The sequence below is a fragment of the Streptomyces alkaliterrae genome (assembly GCF_007097205.2).
Classification (GTDB): domain Bacteria; phylum Actinomycetota; class Actinomycetes; order Streptomycetales; family Streptomycetaceae; genus Streptomyces; species Streptomyces alkaliterrae.
Window position 1 is genome coordinate 1 of the sequence record NZ_VJYK02000109.1, and the last position, 16,562, is coordinate 16,562.

General features: G+C 74.0%; 16 protein-coding genes. 10 read left to right on the top strand and 6 right to left on the bottom strand.

Features of this window, described 5'->3' with window-relative positions; genetic code table 11:
* Positions 1-5: 5 nt before the first annotated feature.
* Positions 6-473, bottom strand: a complete 468-nt coding sequence (locus FNX44_RS12625) for an indole-3-glycerol phosphate synthase (protein ID WP_143648158.1) — start codon at positions 471-473, stop codon at positions 6-8.
* Positions 474-602: 129 nt separating this feature from the next.
* Entirely contained in the window at positions 603-1,460 is an 858-nt protein-coding gene (locus FNX44_RS12630) for a pyrimidine reductase family protein (RefSeq protein ID WP_143648159.1), read from the bottom strand.
* A gap of 109 nt (positions 1,461-1,569) precedes the next feature.
* Here FNX44_RS12630 and zapE point away from each other — a divergent pair, with 109 nt between their 5' ends.
* The 5 genes from zapE to FNX44_RS12655 all read left to right on the top strand — a co-directional run bounded on the left by zapE (position 1,570) and on the right by FNX44_RS12655 (position 6,125).
* Entirely contained in the window at positions 1,570-2,631 is a 1,062-nt protein-coding gene (zapE, locus tag FNX44_RS12635; RefSeq protein WP_323369316.1) for a cell division protein ZapE, read from the top strand.
* Between the two features lie 61 nt (positions 2,632-2,692).
* The gene (locus FNX44_RS12640) at positions 2,693-3,583 is read left to right on the top strand and encodes a PPK2 family polyphosphate kinase (protein ID WP_143648161.1); all 891 of its coding nucleotides are present in this window, start codon (positions 2,693-2,695) and stop codon (positions 3,581-3,583) included.
* Between the two features lie 39 nt (positions 3,584-3,622).
* On the top strand, positions 3,623-4,264 hold the full coding sequence (locus tag FNX44_RS12645; RefSeq protein ID WP_143648162.1) for a dihydrofolate reductase family protein: 642 nt from the start codon (positions 3,623-3,625) through the stop codon (positions 4,262-4,264).
* Between the two features lie 68 nt (positions 4,265-4,332).
* A complete protein-coding gene (locus FNX44_RS12650; RefSeq protein ID WP_143648163.1) occupies positions 4,333-5,154 on the top strand; it encodes a class I SAM-dependent methyltransferase in 822 nt (273 codons plus the stop codon).
* 176 nt (positions 5,155-5,330) lie between these two features.
* Complete coding sequence (locus tag FNX44_RS12655; protein ID WP_323369313.1) at positions 5,331-6,125, top strand: transglutaminase domain-containing protein; 795 nt, start codon at positions 5,331-5,333, stop codon at positions 6,123-6,125.
* Positions 6,126-6,129: 4 nt separating this feature from the next.
* Here the strand turns inward: FNX44_RS12655 and FNX44_RS12660 are convergent, their stop codons facing one another.
* Positions 6,130-7,128, bottom strand: coding sequence for a 2-hydroxyacid dehydrogenase (locus FNX44_RS12660; protein WP_143648165.1), 999 nt, complete (start codon positions 7,126-7,128; stop codon positions 6,130-6,132).
* 179 nt (positions 7,129-7,307) lie between these two features.
* Here FNX44_RS12660 and FNX44_RS12665 point away from each other — a divergent pair, with 179 nt between their 5' ends.
* The gene (locus FNX44_RS12665) at positions 7,308-8,219 is read left to right on the top strand and encodes a polysaccharide deacetylase family protein (protein ID WP_181354950.1); all 912 of its coding nucleotides are present in this window, start codon (positions 7,308-7,310) and stop codon (positions 8,217-8,219) included.
* Positions 8,220-8,426: 207 nt separating this feature from the next.
* A complete protein-coding gene (locus FNX44_RS12670; RefSeq protein ID WP_143648166.1) occupies positions 8,427-10,124 on the top strand; it encodes an alpha/beta hydrolase in 1,698 nt (565 codons plus the stop codon).
* Between the two features lie 79 nt (positions 10,125-10,203).
* Here the strand turns inward: FNX44_RS12670 and hemQ are convergent, their stop codons facing one another.
* The 3 genes from hemQ to hemE are packed head-to-tail and all read right to left on the bottom strand — an operon-like array spanning position 10,204 to position 13,462.
* The gene (gene hemQ, locus FNX44_RS12675; RefSeq protein ID WP_143648167.1) at positions 10,204-10,920 is read right to left on the bottom strand and encodes a hydrogen peroxide-dependent heme synthase; all 717 of its coding nucleotides are present in this window, start codon (positions 10,918-10,920) and stop codon (positions 10,204-10,206) included.
* A 33-nt stretch (positions 10,921-10,953) separates the two neighbouring features.
* Complete coding sequence (gene hemG / locus FNX44_RS12680; protein WP_143648168.1) at positions 10,954-12,417, bottom strand: protoporphyrinogen oxidase; 1,464 nt, start codon at positions 12,415-12,417, stop codon at positions 10,954-10,956.
* The gene (hemE, locus tag FNX44_RS12685) at positions 12,398-13,462 is read right to left on the bottom strand and encodes a uroporphyrinogen decarboxylase (protein ID WP_143648169.1); all 1,065 of its coding nucleotides are present in this window, start codon (positions 13,460-13,462) and stop codon (positions 12,398-12,400) included. The genes hemG and hemE overlap by 20 nt, the downstream gene beginning before the upstream one ends.
* A gap of 91 nt (positions 13,463-13,553) precedes the next feature.
* Between hemE and FNX44_RS12690 the strand changes: the two genes are divergently transcribed.
* The 3 genes from FNX44_RS12690 to FNX44_RS12700 all read left to right on the top strand — a co-directional run bounded on the left by FNX44_RS12690 (position 13,554) and on the right by FNX44_RS12700 (position 16,490).
* Positions 13,554-14,189 (top strand): DUF3000 domain-containing protein, encoded by a 636-nt coding sequence (locus FNX44_RS12690; protein ID WP_143648170.1) that lies wholly within the window; start codon positions 13,554-13,556, stop codon positions 14,187-14,189.
* 254 nt (positions 14,190-14,443) lie between these two features.
* A complete protein-coding gene (locus tag FNX44_RS12695; protein ID WP_143648171.1) occupies positions 14,444-15,106 on the top strand; it encodes a helix-turn-helix transcriptional regulator in 663 nt (220 codons plus the stop codon).
* Positions 15,107-15,221: 115 nt separating this feature from the next.
* Positions 15,222-16,490, top strand: coding sequence for an HRDC domain-containing protein (locus tag FNX44_RS12700; protein ID WP_143648172.1), 1,269 nt, complete (start codon positions 15,222-15,224; stop codon positions 16,488-16,490).
* Positions 16,491-16,562: the final 72 nt, after the last annotated feature.

Genomic DNA, 16,562 nt, shown 5'->3' on the forward strand with positions numbered 1-16,562 from the left:
GGCGCTCAGTCGGCGTGGGCGAAGAGCTTCAGCACCGGGACTCCCACCTTGTGCCGGGCGCGCGAGGCCCAGTCCCGGTGGAAGAACTCCTCGACCAGGTGGGGCGCGGTCAGCACGATGACCTCGTCGGCGCCGACCTCCTCCACCATCTTGGCGAGCGTGTCCAGCGGGTGCTTGTCGACGATGCGGCCGACGGCCTCGGCGCCGGCGTCCCGCAGGGACTTCAGCGAGTGTTCGAGGCCGAGCCTGGCCGGGGGCAGGGCGTCGTCCCCCTCGGGCACGTCCGCCTCGTGGACGGCGGCCTCCAGTTCGCCGAGCGCCACGTCGTCCAGGGCGCGCAGCAGCCGGTCCTGTTCGCCGCGCGGCTGCATCAGGACGAAGAAGGACACCGGATCCTCGCCGTGCAGGCTCGTGACCAGCTCCACGTCGGTGGGCACCAACGGCTTCTCGATCATCAGTACGGTGGTGAACACGGCGGGTGCCCTTCTTCTCGCGGCCCCCGGGAGGGCCCGAACAGAAACCATCCTTCCCGGTGACCGCGCGGAACGGCGGACACCGGGGTGCGCCTTCCAGTCTGCCCGTCCCAAACTAAGCGGAACGCGTCATTCCGGCGATCGGCGGACCTTCCGGTACCGGGTGAACAGGAATCCGGACTCCTCCAGCAGGGACTCGAGGGTGAAGTCGGCCGGGACCTCCAGCGCGGGCCCGTCGGTGATGCGCGCGGCGTGTCCCGAGGTGACGCGCGGGGAGACGGTCAGACAGAGCTCGTCCAGCACACCTGCGGCGGCGAACTGGCCGAGCAGTCGGGGCCCGCCCTCGGTGAGCTGCCGGCGCAGCCCGCGTTCGGCGAGCAGCCCCGGTACCCGGGCCGGGTCGACCGCCGCCCCCTCCCCCGCCAGCAGCACCTCGGCGCCCGCGCGGCGGGCCCGGGCCAGCCGCTCTGGCGGGGCTCCGGCGCCGGTCAGCACCAGGGTGGGCACCAGCGGGTCGGTGAACAGCGGGGTGTCGAAGTCCAGCTCCAGACCGGAGCTGACCACCGCGATGGCCGGGGCGATCGGCTGCCCGGCGGCCTTCCGGCGGGCCCGGAAGGCGTCTCGGGCCCGGGCCGGCCGGTAGCCCTCCTGGCGCACGGTCTGCGCGCCGACGACCACCGCGTCCGCCAGGCCGCGCAGCACGCCGAACACCCGCATGTCGGCGGCGCCGGACAGCGGCTGCGAGGCGCCGTCGTGGTAGGCGGCGCCGTCCAGCGAGCTGACCATGTTGGCCCGCAGCCACGCCTCGTCGGGGCCCAGCGGCGGGTAGCCGTACGCCTCGGCGATCTCCTCCAGCGACCACTCGCGGTCGCTGTCCGGCGCGCCGAGCAGGGGCACGCCCGCCGGTGCGGCCGCCGTCGGGGCGGATGTCGGGCGCGCCGTCGGGGCGGATGTCGGGTCGGCGGTGAGGGGGAACAGACGTCGCATGGCGGCAGTGTGGCACGGGCCACCAACGGGCGGCGCGCGGTGTGGAGCACCGTAGAGTGAAGGCGTGCCTACCCCCTCCTGTGATTCCACCAAGGCCCCGTCCGGCGCGATAGTCGGCGGGGACGAGACGCCCGTCTCACTGTGCGAGCGGGAGCCGTTTGTCCCCGCCGAACGGCTGGTGGCCGAGATGGTGCCGCCACCGCGCTTCGGCGACGTCCGGTTCGCCACCTACATCCCGGACGCGAAGCAGCCGAGCCAGTCGCAGGCCGTGGACGTGCTCAGCGGCTTCGCCGCCGGGCTGGGCGGCGAGCCCGCCGGTACCGGTCGGCGGCGCTGGTTCCGCCGGGAGGCCAAGCCGGCCGACGGCCCCCGGGGCGTCTACCTGGACGGCGGCTACGGGGTGGGCAAGACGCATCTGCTGGCCTCGCTGTGGCACGCGACCCCGGCGCCGGCGGAGCGGAAGGCGTTCGGCACCTTCGTCGAGCTCACCAACCTGGTCGGCGCGCTCGGCTTCCAACAGACCGTACGCACGCTCAGCGAGCACCGGCTGCTGTGCATCGACGAGTTCGAGCTGGACGACCCGGGTGACACCGTGCTCGTCTCCAGCCTGCTGCGGGAGCTGGTGAAGGCCGGCGTGGCGCTCGCCGCGACCTCCAACACGCTGCCGGGCAAGCTCGGTGAGGGCCGCTTCGCGGCGGCCGACTTCCTGCGCGAGATCCAGGGCCTGTCCGCGCACTTCAGGCCGCTGCGGATCGACGGTGAGGACTACCGGCACCGCGGCCTGCCGGAGGCGCCCGCGCCGCACGACGACAACACCGTCACCCGGGCGGCGTACCGCACTCCGGGTGCCTCGCTGGACGACTTCCCCTCGCTGTTGGCGCATCTGTCCCGGGTCCACCCCAGCCGGTACGGCGCACTGTGCGACGGCGTGGAGGCGGTCTGCCTGACGGACGTCACGCCCGTGCCGGACCAGGCGACGGCGCTGCGCCTGGTGGTGCTCGCCGACCGGCTGTACGACCGGGAGGTCCCGGTGCTCGCCTCCGGCGCGCCCTTCGACCAGCTGTTCGGCGAGGAGATGCTGAACGGCGGCTACCGCAAGAAGTACTTCCGGGCGATCTCCCGGCTCACCGCGCTCGCCCGCGACGCGCATCGGCTTGCCGCCGGCGCGTAGCACCGCCGCCGCGGCGGCGCACCGCCGGGTGGGACCGCCGGGCACGATCTAGCCTGGTGGGATGGCAGAGAGGGCACGCGTGTCCCGCCGCTCGCGGGCGGAGGCCGCCGGCGGCGTACGGGTCGGCGAGTTGCTGCGGGTGCCGCCCGGCAGCGGCCCGCGACTGGCCGACGTGGACACCCGGGCGACGCCCGGCGACCCGCCGGGCAAGCGCCGCGCCCGGGCGGCCGTCGCCGCCGTCGGAGAGCGGCTGGCCGAGCTCCAGGAACGTCTCTACGCGGCCAGCACCGCAGGTGACCGCCGCCGGGTGCTGCTGGTGCTCCAGGGCATGGACACCTCCGGCAAGGGCGGCACGGTCAAGCACGTGGTCGGCCGGTTCAATCCGGCCGGCTGCCGGATCAGGTCCTTCAAGGCGCCCACCGACGAGGAGCTGCGGCACCCGTTCCTGTGGCGGGTCGAGCGGGCGCTGCCGGCCCCGGGCGAGATCGGCGTGTTCGACCGCTCGCACTACGAGGACGTGCTGGCCGCCCGCGTCAGGGGCCTGGTCCCCGAGGACGTGTGGCAGGCCCGCTACGAGCTGATCAACGATTGGGAGCGGCAGCTGGTCGAGGACGGTGTCACCCTGGTGAAGGTGTTCCTGCACCTCGGCTACGAGGAGCAGCGGGAGCGGCTGCTGGCCCGGCTGGACAGGCCGGACAAGCACTGGAAGTTCAGCGAGGGCGACCTGGACGACCGGGTTCTGTGGCCGGAGTACCAGCGGGCGTACGAGGTGGCGTTGCGGCGCTGTTCCACGCCGTGGGCACCCTGGTACCTGGTCCCGGCGGACCGCAAGTGGTACCGCGACTGGGCGGTCGCCCATCTGCTGCACGAGACGCTGAGCGACCTCGACCCCCGCTATCCGCCCGGCGACCTCGATCTCGACCGGGCCCGCGCCCGCCTGTCGGCCGACTGACGCTTCTCGTCGGGAGACGGTTTCTCATCGGGAGGAGACATGGGCCTCGTCCACATCGAACTGTTCACCACACTCGACCTCGTCGGGCAGGCGCCCGGCGGCCCGGATGAGGACCCGTCCGGGTTTCCCTTCGGCGGCTGGCAGGCACCCCTGCTGGACGAGGTCACCGGGGCACAGATCGGCGACGCGTACGAGGGCACGGACGCCCTCCTGCTCGGCCGGCGGACCTACGACATCTTCGCGGCCTACTGGCCGCACCAGGAAGGCGGCCAGGACAACCAGATCGCCGCGCTCTTCAACCGCGTCCCCAAGTACGTGGCCTCCCGGGGCTCGCCCGACCTCTCGTGGGCCGGGTCCAGGCGGCTCGGCCCGGACCTGGCCGGCGCGGTGCGCGACCTCCGCGACCGGCACGAGCACATCAAGGTCGTGGGCAGCCTGGACCTGGTGCGAACCCTGCTGCGCGAGAAGCTTTTCGACCGTCTCGACCTGTGGGTGCATCCGATCGTGCTCGGCGTCGGGAAGAAGGTGTTCGACACCGGCTCGGTGCCCACGAACCTCACGCTCCTCGAAGCGCCCGCGGCCGGCCCGAAGGGCGTCGTGTACCTGCGCTACGGACTCGCCGAGGGCACGCCCGGGACGGGAGACATGAGCGCACCCGATCGCGGAACCGCCCGCCCTTGACCCGACGGGTGCCCACCGACTACAAGTAGATGAAAATGATTGCCAATAAGGCGGGGGCGGTTCACTCGATGGCCAGGCATCGGATCACTCAGGGCGGCGTGGAGGAGACGGTCCTCATCCCCCTCTACGCCCGCGCGGTCGAGACGGCCGGACCCGACCCCGCTCTCCGCGACCCCCGCGCCGCCGAGATGGTCGACGGCATCGAGTACGACTACCGGAAGTTCGACGGACAGCCCAGCCTCAAGGGCGCCGTCATGCGGACCGTGCTGTTCGACCTGTGGACCCGGGACTTCCTCGCCGAGCATCCGGACGGCACGGTGATCGAGGTCGGGACAGGCCTCAACACCCGCTTCGAGCGCACGGACAACGGCCGGGCGAGCTGGTACGACCTCGATCTCCCGGCGGTCATCGCGCTGCGCCGCGAGTTCTTCGAGGACACCCCGCGCCGCACCATGATCGCCGCCTCCGTCACCGACCCGAGCTGGCCGGACCGGGTGACGGGCGACGGCCCCCGCCTGATCAGCGCGGAGGCGGTGCTGGCGTTCCTGCCCGAGGAGGACGTGCGCGGGGTCGTCGGGCTGTTGGCCGACCGCTTCCCCGGGGCTTTCCTGGCGACGGACACCTCGGGCCCGTCCATCGTGCGCTCCCAGCAGAACCACGACGTGCTCAGCAGGGTCGACGCCCGGATGCGCTGGTCGTGCGCGGACCCGGCCGAGGTCACCGACTGGCACCCGGGCACCGAACTTCTCGCCAGCCACACGATGACGTCACTGCCGCCGCGGCTCGTGGAGGGCCTACCGCGCGCGTACCGCGACATGATCGACGAGCTGGCCGTCCTGCGGCTGCCCCAGGTCGAGCAGTACCGCATGAACCTGTACCGACTGCCCTGAGACGCCGCCCCGGGGCCGAGCGGCACGGTTTCCGTTCCGTCGGCGAACCGCGGCTGCCGGAGGGCCCGCCGCTGCACCCGATGTGGCGCGAGCCGCACGTTCAGGGCCTGTCCGGTGTCGGACGCCGGCGGTGGTTCTGCGACGATGGCGGTCAGGACAGTACGAGGGGGGCGGGCGTGACCAGTTCGTTGCTCAGGCCGCGGGGGCGCGTCAGAACGGGACCGGCGCCGTCGGTCGCCGCCGGTGGCACGGAGCCGACGGCGATCCTCGACTGGCGGCATCCGCGCGTGACCGCGCTGGTCGACGCCGTGCGGTCGGGCGTCGGTGGCCAGGGGGCGGACCGGTCGGCGGCGCTGCTGCGCGCCGCGCACGGGCGGATCGCCGCGAGCGTGCGGCCGGTGTACTCGGTGCGGGACGACCGGCCGGTCTCCTCGGTACTGCGACTGGGGCGCGGGTCGTGCAGTCAGCGGCTGGCCTTGCTGGAGGCGGTCGCCCGGGCCGTCGGGGTGCCCACCCGGGTGCGCGGTCTGCTGCTGGACGGCGCGTTCTGGTATCCGCGCTTCCCCCGGCTGAGGCCGCTGGTCCCCGACCAGGTCGTGCTGGCCTGGCCGGAGTTCCGACTGGGCCCGGCGGGCCGCGCCGACGGCTGGCTGTCGGCCTCCGAACTCTTCGGCGAGGCCGAGGAGTCGGCGAGCCGTTCGACCGGCGGGTTCAGCAACGACGGCGCGGAGACGCTGTTCGAGGCGCTGTCCCGGACGCCCCTCGACTGGGACGGCACCGCGTCCTGCCCGGCCGGAGGCGGCTGCGACCTGTCCGGCCATGTCCTCGCCGACCTCGGACGCTTCGACTCCCGCGACGACCTCTTCGACCGGCACGGGCAGACGCTGTGCGGCACGGCCCGCCTGGTCGCCGAGCCGCTGCTCGGCCGCCGGTCCGCCGGTGCCGGCGGGTCGGCGGACCGGACGCGCTGACCGGTCAGGCGTAGGGCGCCGTCAGGGTGTTCTCGCTGGTCCGGTGGGCCAGGTGGTCGTCGATGTTCCGCACCGTGGTGTCGATGATCTGGCCGACCGCGTTCCGGGTGAAGTACGCCTGGTGGGAGGTGACCAGGACGTTCCTGAAGGTCATCAGCCGGGCCAGCACGTCGTCGGTCATCACCTCCAGCGAGTGGTCGTGGAAGAAGACGCCGGCCTCCTCCTCGTAGACGTCCAGCCCGACGCCGGCGAGGCGGCCGGCGCGCAAAGCGTCGACCAGCGCGGTGGTGTCGATGAGGCCGCCGCGGCCGGTGTTGATCAGCAGCGCGTCGTCCCGCATCAGCTTCAGCGCCGCGGCGTCCACCAGGTGATGGGTCTGCGGGGTGAGGGGGACGTGCAGGCTGATCACGTCGGACTCCGCGAAGAGGCGTTCGGTGTCCACGTACTCCATGCCCAGGGCGCGGCACTCCGCGTTCTCCACGAGGTCGTTGCCCAGCAGGCGCATCCCCAGCCCGTGCGCGATCCGGGCGAACACGGTGCCGATCTCCCCGGTACCCAGCACACCGGCCGTGCGTCCGTGGAAGTCACGGCCCATCAGCCCGTCGAGCCGGAAGTCGAACTCCCGGGTGCGGCCGACGGCGGGCACCACCCGCCGGTCGAGGGCAAGTGCCAGGGTCCAGGCGAACTCGGCCACCGAGTGAGGTGAGTAGTGCGAGACGCGGGCGACGGCGAGGCCGAGTTCGCGCGCCGCGTCCAGGTCGATGTTGTTGTAGCCGGTGGACCGCTGCGCGATCATCCGGGTGCCGCCCGCGGCGAGCGCGTCGAGCGTCGGCGCGTCGAGCACGTCGTTGACACTGCTGCTCACGATCTCGTGGCCGGCGGCCGTCGGCACGGTGTCGCGGTTGAGCAGCAGGTCCAGGCAGCGGACCTGGTACCGGCCGGCGAACGCGCGCTCGATGAGGGGTCGTTCGTCGTGCTGCACTCCGTAGGCCACGATCTCCATGCGGGCTGGTCCTCCCTGTGTCGGCGCGGTGCTCTCACCGTCCCGGGACAAACGGTGGCACGGCACCGCGGACGGCGCGAGGGACGACGGTCACCGGCGGCTGGGCCGTTCGGCCCCTTCGTCCACCGGCCGGCGCATCACGGCGGGCGGCAGCGGTAGGCTCTTCCTATGTTCGGAACGTGATCTCCCGAACGCGATCCGTGACGCTTCTTCTGGTGGCGACCCTGCTGGCCTCCTGCGCGGCGCCACCCTCGGACCAGCCGGAGCGGGCCCGGCCCGCCGCGTCGGCCGCGGGGCCACCGCCACCGGTCGCGCTGCCGCTGCGCGGCGGGCTCAGCCCGGTGTTCGAGCACGGCCCGCGCGAGACGGACCGCCCGATGGTGGCGCTGACCTTCGACGCCGACATGACCGCCGACCAGGGCCCGAGGGCCGCCGGCGGCGAACGCTTCGACAACCCCGGCCTCCTCGACGCGCTCCGCGAGCTGCGGGTGCCGGCCACCGTCTTCATGACCGGCATGTGGGCCCGCACCTACCCTCGACAGGCCCGCGCGATCGACCGCGACCCGCTGTTCGAGGTGGCCAACCACTCCTACTCCCACCACGCGTTCACCGCCGACTGCCACGGCCTGCCCACCCTGCCGCCCGACCGGGCGCGCCAGGAGGTGACCCGCGCCTACGCCGCGCTACGGGAGGCCGGGGTCCGTCACCCGGCGCCGTACTTCCGCTTCCCCGGCGGCTGCCACGACAAGCGGGCGCTGCGGGCCGTCGGAGAGACCGGCGTCACCACCGTGCAGTGGGACGTGGTCGGCGGCGACGCCTTCAACCCGGACGCCGAGGCGATCGTCCGGCAGGTGCTCGACGGGGTCCGCCCCGGCTCGGTGGTGGTCCTGCACTGCACGCTCAGCGCCGCCCCGGCGACCGAACGGGCGGTACGCCGCGTCGTGCCGGAGCTGCGACGGCGCGGATACCGGCTGGTGAAGGTGTCGGAGCTGGTCTCCGCCGAGCTGCGGGCGGCGGGCCCGAAAGCCGACACGGCGGACGCGGAGGCCGGCACGGCCGGGGAACCGCAGAACGGTCCCGTCCGTTCGTGAAGGGTGAGGCCCCGTGGTTCCCCCGACCGCGGGGCCTCACCAGTGCGTCCGTTCGCGCCGCCGGACTCACTCCTTCGAGTGGAGATCGACAACACCCGCTCAAGGTCCCCCGCCTCACCACCCGCCGACTGATCATCCGGTTATTCACGCGCCTGGCCTGACGGCCGGTGGCGGCCGTGAGCGGGAACCGGCAGCAAAGGGGTACGGGTGAGATCGGTACGGACGACAACGGTGTACTGCGCGCTGGGCGTGCTCGCGCTCGGCGCGGGAACGCTCGCCCCCGCGGCGTGGGCGACGCCGTCGCACGAGGAGACCGCGCACCAGCCGGCGCCCGGCGCGCACGCCGCCGCGATCGCGAGGTCGGCGGGCGAGGCCGCCCGGGCCGAGGGCGTCGCGGTCGCCGCCGCGCGGGCGGCGGACCAGGGCGTCAGGTGGGGCAAGTGCCCGGACGTGGAGCGGCTGCCGGACCCGGTGCGCTGCGGCACGGTCACGGTGCCGGTCGACTACGCGGACCCGGACGGCGAGACGATCGACCTGACGGTCAGTCGGCTGGCGGCCGAAGGGCCGGCCGCGGACCACAAGGGGCCGCTGGTCTACAACCCGGGCGGCCCCGGCGGCAACGGCATGCTCTTCCCGCTGTACTCCCTGGTGCTCGGCGGCACCTGGAAGAAGCTGGGCGACTCCTACGACCTCGTCGGCTTCGCACCGCGCGGCGTGGGGCGTTCGGCGCCGGTGTCGTGCATGGACCCGGCCGAGTACTGGAAGGCGCCCAACCACTCGCCGCGCCTCCCGTCGGAGGAGTTCAAACAGGTCAAGAACGCCGAGGCCGCCGAGGCCGCGGCGGGCTGCGCGGAGCGGCAGGGCAGTCGGCTGGCGCAGCTGACCACGCCGAACAACGCGCGCGACCTGGAGGTGCTGCGGGCCGCGCTCGGCCAGGAACGGCTGTCCTATCTGGGCGTCTCCTACGGCACCTACATCGGTTCGGTGTACGCGACGCTCTTCCCCGACCGGGTGCGGGCGATGGTGCTGGACAGCGTCGTCGACCCGTCGCCGCAGAGCGTCTGGTACGAGGCGAACCTCAAGCAGTCGCTCGCGTTCGAGGACCGGTGGAACGACTGGAAGAGCTGGGTCGCCGAGCACCACGACACCTACCGGCTCGGCCGTACCGAGAAGGCCGTCCAGCGCAGCTTCGACAAGGTCCGCGACCGGCTCGACGCCCGGCCCGCCGACGGCCGCGTGGGCTCCCGTGAGCTGATCGAGGCCTATCTGGACACCGGCTACACCGACGACCTGTGGGCCGTGCGCGCCTGGGCGCTGGCCGAGTTCCGCAGGGGGAACAGCAAACCGCTGGTGGACGCGGCGTCGCACGCCCCGCAGCGCGCGGTGTCTGCCGAGAACGGCACCGCCGTCTACACCACCACCGAGTGCAACGACGCCCGCTGGCCGAGGGACTTCGCCCGCTGGGACCGGGACAACACCGCCGTCGCGGCCAAGGCGCCGTTCATCACCTGGGAGAACGCCTGGCTGAACCTGCCCTGCGCGCACTGGCCCCATGTGCAGGAGGAGCCGCTGGAGGTGGGCGCCGAGCCGGGCGCGCTGCCGCCGGTACTGCTGCTGGCCGCCACCGGTGACGCGGCGACGCCGTACGAGGGCGCGCTGGAGCTGCGCCGCCGGCTGCCGGACTCGGTGCTGGTGACCGAGCGGGACTCCGGGACGCACGGCGTCGGCGGCGGGCCCAACGCCTGCGTCAACCACCATCTGGAGCGGTACCTGCTCGCGGACGTCGCTCCGGCGGAGGACACCGCGTGCACCGGGCGGCCGGCTCCGGAGCCGGTCTACGGCCAGCCGCGGGTGCGCGCAATGCCGCACGCGCTCACCGGTCGGCCGCTGGGCGCCGTCCGCTGACGCCCCGGGGCGGCGGCCCCGCCGGAGAACGCCCCGCCGGGCACGGTCGCGGCGACCGTGCCCGGCGGGGCGCGCCGGTTCAGGCCAGACCGGCCACCAGGTCGGCGACCGAGCGGCGCCGACCGGTGTAGAACGGCACCTCCTCGCGGACGTGCATCCGCGCCTCGGAGCCGCGCAGATGACGCATCAGGTCGACGATCCGGTACAGCTCGTCGGCCTCGAACGCCAGGATCCACTCGTAGTCGCCGAGCGAGAACGACGCCACGGTGTTGGCCCGGACGTCGGGGTAGCCGCGGGCCATCTTGCCGTGGTCGGCGAGCATCCGGCGGCGGTCCTCGTCGGGCAGCAGGTACCAGTCGTAGCTGCGCACGAACGGGTAGACGCTGACATAGTCGCGCGGCGTCTCGTCGGCGAGAAACGCCGGGATGTGGGACTTGTTGAACTCGGCGGGGCGGTGCAGCGCCATGTTGGACCACACCGGTTCCAGCGCGCGGCCCAGGCGGGTGCGGCGGAAGAGGTTGTAGGCGGTCTGGAGTTCGTCCGAGGTCTCGGCGTGCCACCAGATCATGACGTCCGCGTCGGCGCGCAGCCCGGACACGTCGTAGGTGCCGCGCACGGTGACGTCCTTCGCGGCGAGCTGGTCGAACAGCTCCTGGACCTCCTCGGCGTAGCCGGTGCGGTCGGCCGGCAGGGCGTCGCGCAGTCGGAACACCGACCACAGGGTGTAGCGGATGACCTCGTTCAGGTCCTTGGCCCTCTTGCCCGCGTTGGGGGTCTTCTCCGGTGCAGCAGTCATGTGCCCATTCTCGCTCCCGCGCTCGGGTCGCCGTCAGCCGCCCCCGGCTGGGGGGCGGACCCGGTCCGCCGCCCGGTGGGCGTCGGCCACGCAGGCGGGGATGCCCACGCCGCCGTAGGCCGCCCCGCAGACGGCGAGCCCCGGCAGTCCCTCGACCGCGCGCCGGATCCGGCCGACCGCGTCGAGATGGCCGACCGGGTACTGCGGCAGACCGGCGTGCCAGCGGGTGACCAGGGAGGCTACCGGTCCGGCGGCCAGCCCGGTCGCCTCCCGCAGATCGTGCAGGGAGAGCCGGACGAGCTCGTCGTCGTCCCGCTCCAGCAGCGCGGGTTCGCCGATCCGGCCCACCGAGGTGCGCAGCAGGAAGAGTTCGGGGTCCTGGTCGGCCACCCACTGCCACTTGTTGCCGGAGAAGGTGGCGGCCTTGATGGTGTGGCCGTCGACGGGCGGGACGAGGAAGCCGCTGCCGCGCGGTACGTCGGCGAGGTCGGCGCGGCGGAAGGCGAGCGTGCACAGCGCCATGGACGCGTACTCCACCCGTTCGAGCTCGGCGGCGGCCGTCGGCGCGGTCTCGCGCAGCAGGCGGGCCGCCGGTCCGGCCGGTAGCGCGACCACCACGGCCCGGGCGGTGCGCGGCCCGTCCGGGCACTCCACCAGCCAGCCGTCCGGGGTCCGGCGCAGGGCGCGGGCGGCGACGCCGGTGTGGACCGTGCCGCCGGCGGCGCGGACTGAGGCGGCGACCGCCTCGGGCAGTCGGCCCACCCCGCCCTCGATGCCGAGGAACACCGGCGGCGCCGACGTCTCCGCCGTGCGGGTCGCGGCGCCTTCGGCCGCCGCGCCCTCGGGTGCGACGGCGGAAGCGGCGGACCGCTGCACGGCACGTACGGCGGCCAGCAGGGAGGGTTCGGCCCGGGCGGCCTCGAAGAGCTGCGGCAGGGTGGCGCGCAGCGAGATGCGGCGGGCGTCGCCCGCGTAGACACCGCCCAGCAGGGGCTCCACCAGCCGGTCGACGACCTCGGGGCCCAGCCGTTCGGCGACGTACTCGCCGATGCTGACGTCCTCGCCGAGCGGGGTCGCCGGGCGGCTGGAGTCCTCGGCGATGCGGGCGAGGCCGTCCGGGGAGATCACCCCGGCGACGGCGGCCGGGTCGCCGGGCACACCCATGAGGTGGCCCTTGGGCATCGGCCGGATCTCGCCCCTGGTCCACAGCGCGCCGCCGAAGACGGCGGGCGGGCGCAGGGCGGCGCCGAGGCCGACCGCGCGGGCCAACTCGACCGCCTCGGGGCGGCGGGCCAGCATCGACTCGGCGCCCAGGTCGACGGCGCAGCCGGCGATCTCGCCGCGCAGCAGCTTGCCACCGACCCGGACGTCGGCCTCCAGCACGGCCACCCGGGCCCCGCCGAGGGCGAGGCGGTGCGCGGCGGCCAGCCCGGCGACGCCGGCGCCCAGTACGAGGACGTCGGCGTCGGGGCGCCGATCAGCGGGCGGTGCGCTCATGGACGTACTCCACCAGACGGGTCAGCGCGTCCGGGTCGGTGTCCGGCAGCACGCCGTGGCCGAGGTTGAAGACGTGGCCCTCCAGCGGGGCGGCGGCCTCCAGCACCCGGTCGGCCTGCCGCTCGACCGCGTCGCGGGGTGCGAAGAGCACGGCCGGGTCGAGGTTGCCCTGGAGGGCGCGGCCGGGGCCGACGCGGCGGGCGGCCTCGTCGAGCGGCACCCGCCAGTCGACACCGACGACGTCCGCGCCGGCCTCACCGAGCAGACCGAGCAGTTCGCCGGTGCCCACGCCGAAGTGGATGCGCGGCACGCCGTGGTGCTCGACCGCGCGGAAGACCTTCTCGGAGGCCGGCATGACCAGTTCGCGGTAGTCGCGGGGGGCCAGTGCGCCCACCCAGGAGTCGAAGAGCTGCACCGCGCTCGCGCCGGCCCGGATCTGCACCTCCAGGAAGGCGGCGGTGATGTCGGCGAGCCGGTCGAGCAGGTCGGCCCACAGCTGCGGGTCGCCGTACATCAGGGCCTTGGTGTGCTCGTGGTTACGGGAGGGGCCGCCCTCCACGAGGTAGCTGGCCAGGGTGAAGGGGGCACCGGCGAAGCCGATCAGCGGCGTGGCGCCCAGTTCGTCGGTGAGCATGCCGATCGCCTCGGTGACGTAGGCGACGTCGTCCGGCTCCAGCGGGCGCAGCCGCTCCAGGTCGGCGCGGGAGCGGATGGGGCGGTCCACGACCGGCCCGACGCCCGGCTTGATGTCCAGGTCCACGCCGATCGCCTTGAGCGGCACGACGATGTCGCTGAAGTAGATGGCCGCGTCGACGCCGTGGCGGCGGACGGGCTGGAGGGTGATCTCGGTGACGAGGTCGGGGCGCATGCAGGAGTCCAGCATGGCGACGCCCTCGCGGACCTTGCGGTACTCGGGCAGCGATCGGCCGGCCTGCCGCATGAACCAGACCGGTGTGTGCGGTACCGGTTCGCGTCGGCACGCTCTCACGAACGCGGAGTCGGCGGTCTTGCGCTGCGGGCCCGTCGGGCGGTCGTCGACACTCACGCGTCGAAGTCTCGCACGAGCCGGTGTGCGACCCGCAACGTACCGGGTGTCCCTACCGCGACCGGCAGGTGGTTCCGCCTACTCTTCGGCCATGGGAGCGGCGCGAGCACACACAACTGAGGGTGCGGACGGCGGGGAGGGCCTTCCCCTGGTGTTCCGGCAGGCGGTCGGCGCGCTCACCGCGGTGCGACCGAGGCACGAGGTGCGGCTCGACCCGCTGCCGCCGCCGCGGCGCCTGGCGCCCTTCGCGCACGCGCTGGAGGCGTCCGTCACCGTGGACGGCGAGGAGCTGGCCGACGGGCGGTTCGTGCTGCTGCACGATCCGGGCGGCCAGGAGGGCTGGCACGGCACGTTCCGGGTGGTCACCCTGGCCCGGGCGGAGTTGGAGCCGGAGATGGCCGCCGACCCGCTGCTGCCGGAGGTGACCTGGTCCTGGCTGACCGGGGCGCTGGAGGCGCGCGGCACGACGTACGAGGCGCCCAGCGGCACAGTCACCCGTTCCTCCTCGCACTACTTCGGCGACCTGGCCGAGCGTGCGGCGCAGGCGGAGATCGAGATCCGGGCGTCCTGGACGCCGCCGGCGCACCACGAGCCGGTGCCCGACACCGCGGCCCATCTGCTGGCGTGGTGCGAGCTGCTGGGGCAGTGTGCCGGGCTGCCACCGGAGAGCGGGCAGCACGCCGGGGTCGTCCAACTCCCCCAGCGCCGCGGCCCGCACCCGCTCTGAGCGGCGGCGGGGATCACGCGGAACGGCGGTGGAGGCCCACGGGAACAGCGCGGCGATGTGTGGTGAGGTGCGCGGCCGCGCGGGCACACACTCGCCACTTTGTCCGATTTGCGAGAAATGTTCTCACTCGTTCGTGATCTTCCTCTAAAGGCCGCCCGGCCGGGTGCCGAAGGAGTCACTGACCCTTCCACAAGGGATCGTCCCGATTCCCCGCGAGTCGGCTACCGTCCCCATCTCCTCTCCCAGGAGGCCCGGTGTCTGTTCTCCTCGAGCACCCCACAAGCCTGGTCGCCTACCGCCCGAACAAGCCGACGGCCATGGTCGTCATGGCAGACCCCCGAGTCCGCTCCACCGTGACGCGCCACCTGTGGGCGCTCGGGGTGCGGGACGTGATCGAGGCGTCGTCGGTGGCGGAAGCGCGCCCCAGGGTGGCCAACCCGCGCGACATCTGCGTGGCGGAGGTCCACCTTCCCGACGGATCCGGTCTCACCCTGCTGTCCGAGACCCGGGCGGCCGGCTGGCCGAACGGGCTGGCACTCTCCGCCGCCGACGACATCGGCGCCGTCCGCAACGCCCTCGCCGGCGGCGTCAAGGGCTACGTCGTCACCGGCACCCGCAACAACCTCGCGATGGGCCTGCGCTCCGGCGCGGCGGCCATGGCCGGACCCGGCGCCCGCATGCACCGCCGGCCCCCGGGAGCGCCCGGCCACCCCGGCGGCCACCGGGAGCTGTCCGGGCGCGAGGTGGAGGTGCTGCGGCTGGTAGCCGAGGGGCAGTCCAACAAGGCCATCGGCGTCTCCATGGGCCTGTCCGCGCTGACCGTGAAGAGCCACCTGGCCCGGATCGCCCGCAAGCTGGGCACCGGCGACCGGGCCGGCATGGTCGCCGTCGCCCTGCGGACCGGCATCATCCACTGACCCGCGCGTCGACCCCCCGGCCCCGGGGAGTCGGAGGTCAGCGACCCAGCACCCACCGGCGTAACGTTCCGTCGGCGGGTGCTGGGCACCAAGTGAGCACAGCTACCCTTAGCGGGTGACCGACGCCGAAGAGACCTCAGCTACCGACACCGCTCAGGCCCCCTCCGAGGACGCAGGTCCCGCCCCGATCCCCCTTCTGGCGCCCCGGGAGGGCGTACCGGAGGTGACCGCCACGGCCGCCGGGCTGGCCGCGGTCACCGCCGCGTTCGCCGCCGGCGCCGGCCCGGTCGCCGTGGACGCCGAGCGCGCCTCCGGATACCGCTACGGCCAGCGCGCGTACCTCGTACAGCTGCGCCGCGCGGGCGCCGGCACCGCGCTCGTCGACCCCGTCGCCTGCCCGGACCTCGGCTCGCTGGGCGAGGCCCTGGCCGACACCGAGTGGGTACTGCACGCCGCCACCCAGGACCTGCCCTGCCTCCGCGAGACCGGCATGGTGCCGGCCCGGCTCTTCGACACCGAACTCGCCGGCCGACTCGCCGGCTTCCCGCGCGTCGGCCTGGGCGCGATGGTCGAGAACGTGCTCGGCTACGCGCTGGAGAAGGGCCACTCGGCGGCGGACTGGTCCACCCGCCCGCTCCCCGAACCGTGGCTGCGGTACGCGGCGCTCGACGTCGAACTCCTCACCGACCTCCGGGACGCCCTGGAGGAGGAACTGAAGAACCAGGGCAAGCTGGAGTGGGCGCTCCAGGAGTTCCGCGCCATCGCGCAGGCGCCGCCCGCGCCGCCGCGCAAGGACCCCTGGCGCCGCACCTCCGGCATGCACAAGGTGCGACGGCGCCGCCAGCTCGCCGTGGTGCGCGAGCTGTGGCAGACCCGCGACCAGATCGCCCGACGACGGGACGTCTCCCCCGGCAAGGTGCTGTCCGACTCCGCCATCGTCGAGGCGGCGCTCGGTGCGCCCCGCACCGCACGGGCGCTCGCCGCGCTGCCCGGCTTCGGCAACCGCATGGGCAGACGCCAGCTCGAACAGTGGCACGCCGCCGTCGAACGCGCGCTGACCCTCCCCGAGGAGGAGCTGCCCGAGCAGACCAAGCAGCCCGCCGGGCCGCCGCCGCCCCGCGCGTGGGCCGACCGCGACCCGGCCGCCGCGGCCCGGCTGTCCACCGCTCGCGCCGGGGTCACCGCGCACGCGGAGCGGCTGAACCTGCCGCAGGAGAACCTGATCACGCCCGACACCGTGCGGCGGCTGTGCTGGGAGCCGCCGGCGGACCTCTCCTCGGAGGGCGTCGCGGAGGCGCTGCGCGCCTACGGCGCGCGGCCGTGGCAGATCGAGCAGACCCTTCCGCTGCTCACGGCCGCGCTGCGCGCCGCGCCGTCCGCCTGAGGCGCATGTCCCCAGCCCCGCCCCTTCCCGTTTCCCGGGGGCCAGCCCCCGGGAAACGGGAAGGGGCGGGGC

Bases quoted from the DNA above. Each gene is read 5' to 3' on its own strand.
- FNX44_RS12660 (WP_143648165.1), bottom strand. From the start codon at position 7,128: ATGGAGATCGTGGCCTACGGAGTGCAGCACGACGAACGACCCCTCATC.
- FNX44_RS12630 (WP_143648159.1), bottom strand. From the start codon at position 1,460: ATGCGACGTCTGTTCCCCCTCACCGCCGACCCGACATCCGCCCCGACG.
- hemQ (WP_143648167.1), bottom strand. From the start codon at position 10,920: ATGACTGCTGCACCGGAGAAGACCCCCAACGCGGGCAAGAGGGCCAAG.
- FNX44_RS12645 (WP_143648162.1), top strand. From the start codon at position 3,623: ATGGGCCTCGTCCACATCGAACTGTTCACCACACTCGACCTCGTCGGG.
- FNX44_RS12650 (WP_143648163.1), top strand. From the start codon at position 4,333: ATGGCCAGGCATCGGATCACTCAGGGCGGCGTGGAGGAGACGGTCCTC.
- FNX44_RS12690 (WP_143648170.1), top strand. From the start codon at position 13,554: ATGGGAGCGGCGCGAGCACACACAACTGAGGGTGCGGACGGCGGGGAG.
- FNX44_RS12640 (WP_143648161.1), top strand. From the start codon at position 2,693: ATGGCAGAGAGGGCACGCGTGTCCCGCCGCTCGCGGGCGGAGGCCGCC.
- hemG (WP_143648168.1), bottom strand. From the start codon at position 12,417: ATGAGCGCACCGCCCGCTGATCGGCGCCCCGACGCCGACGTCCTCGTA.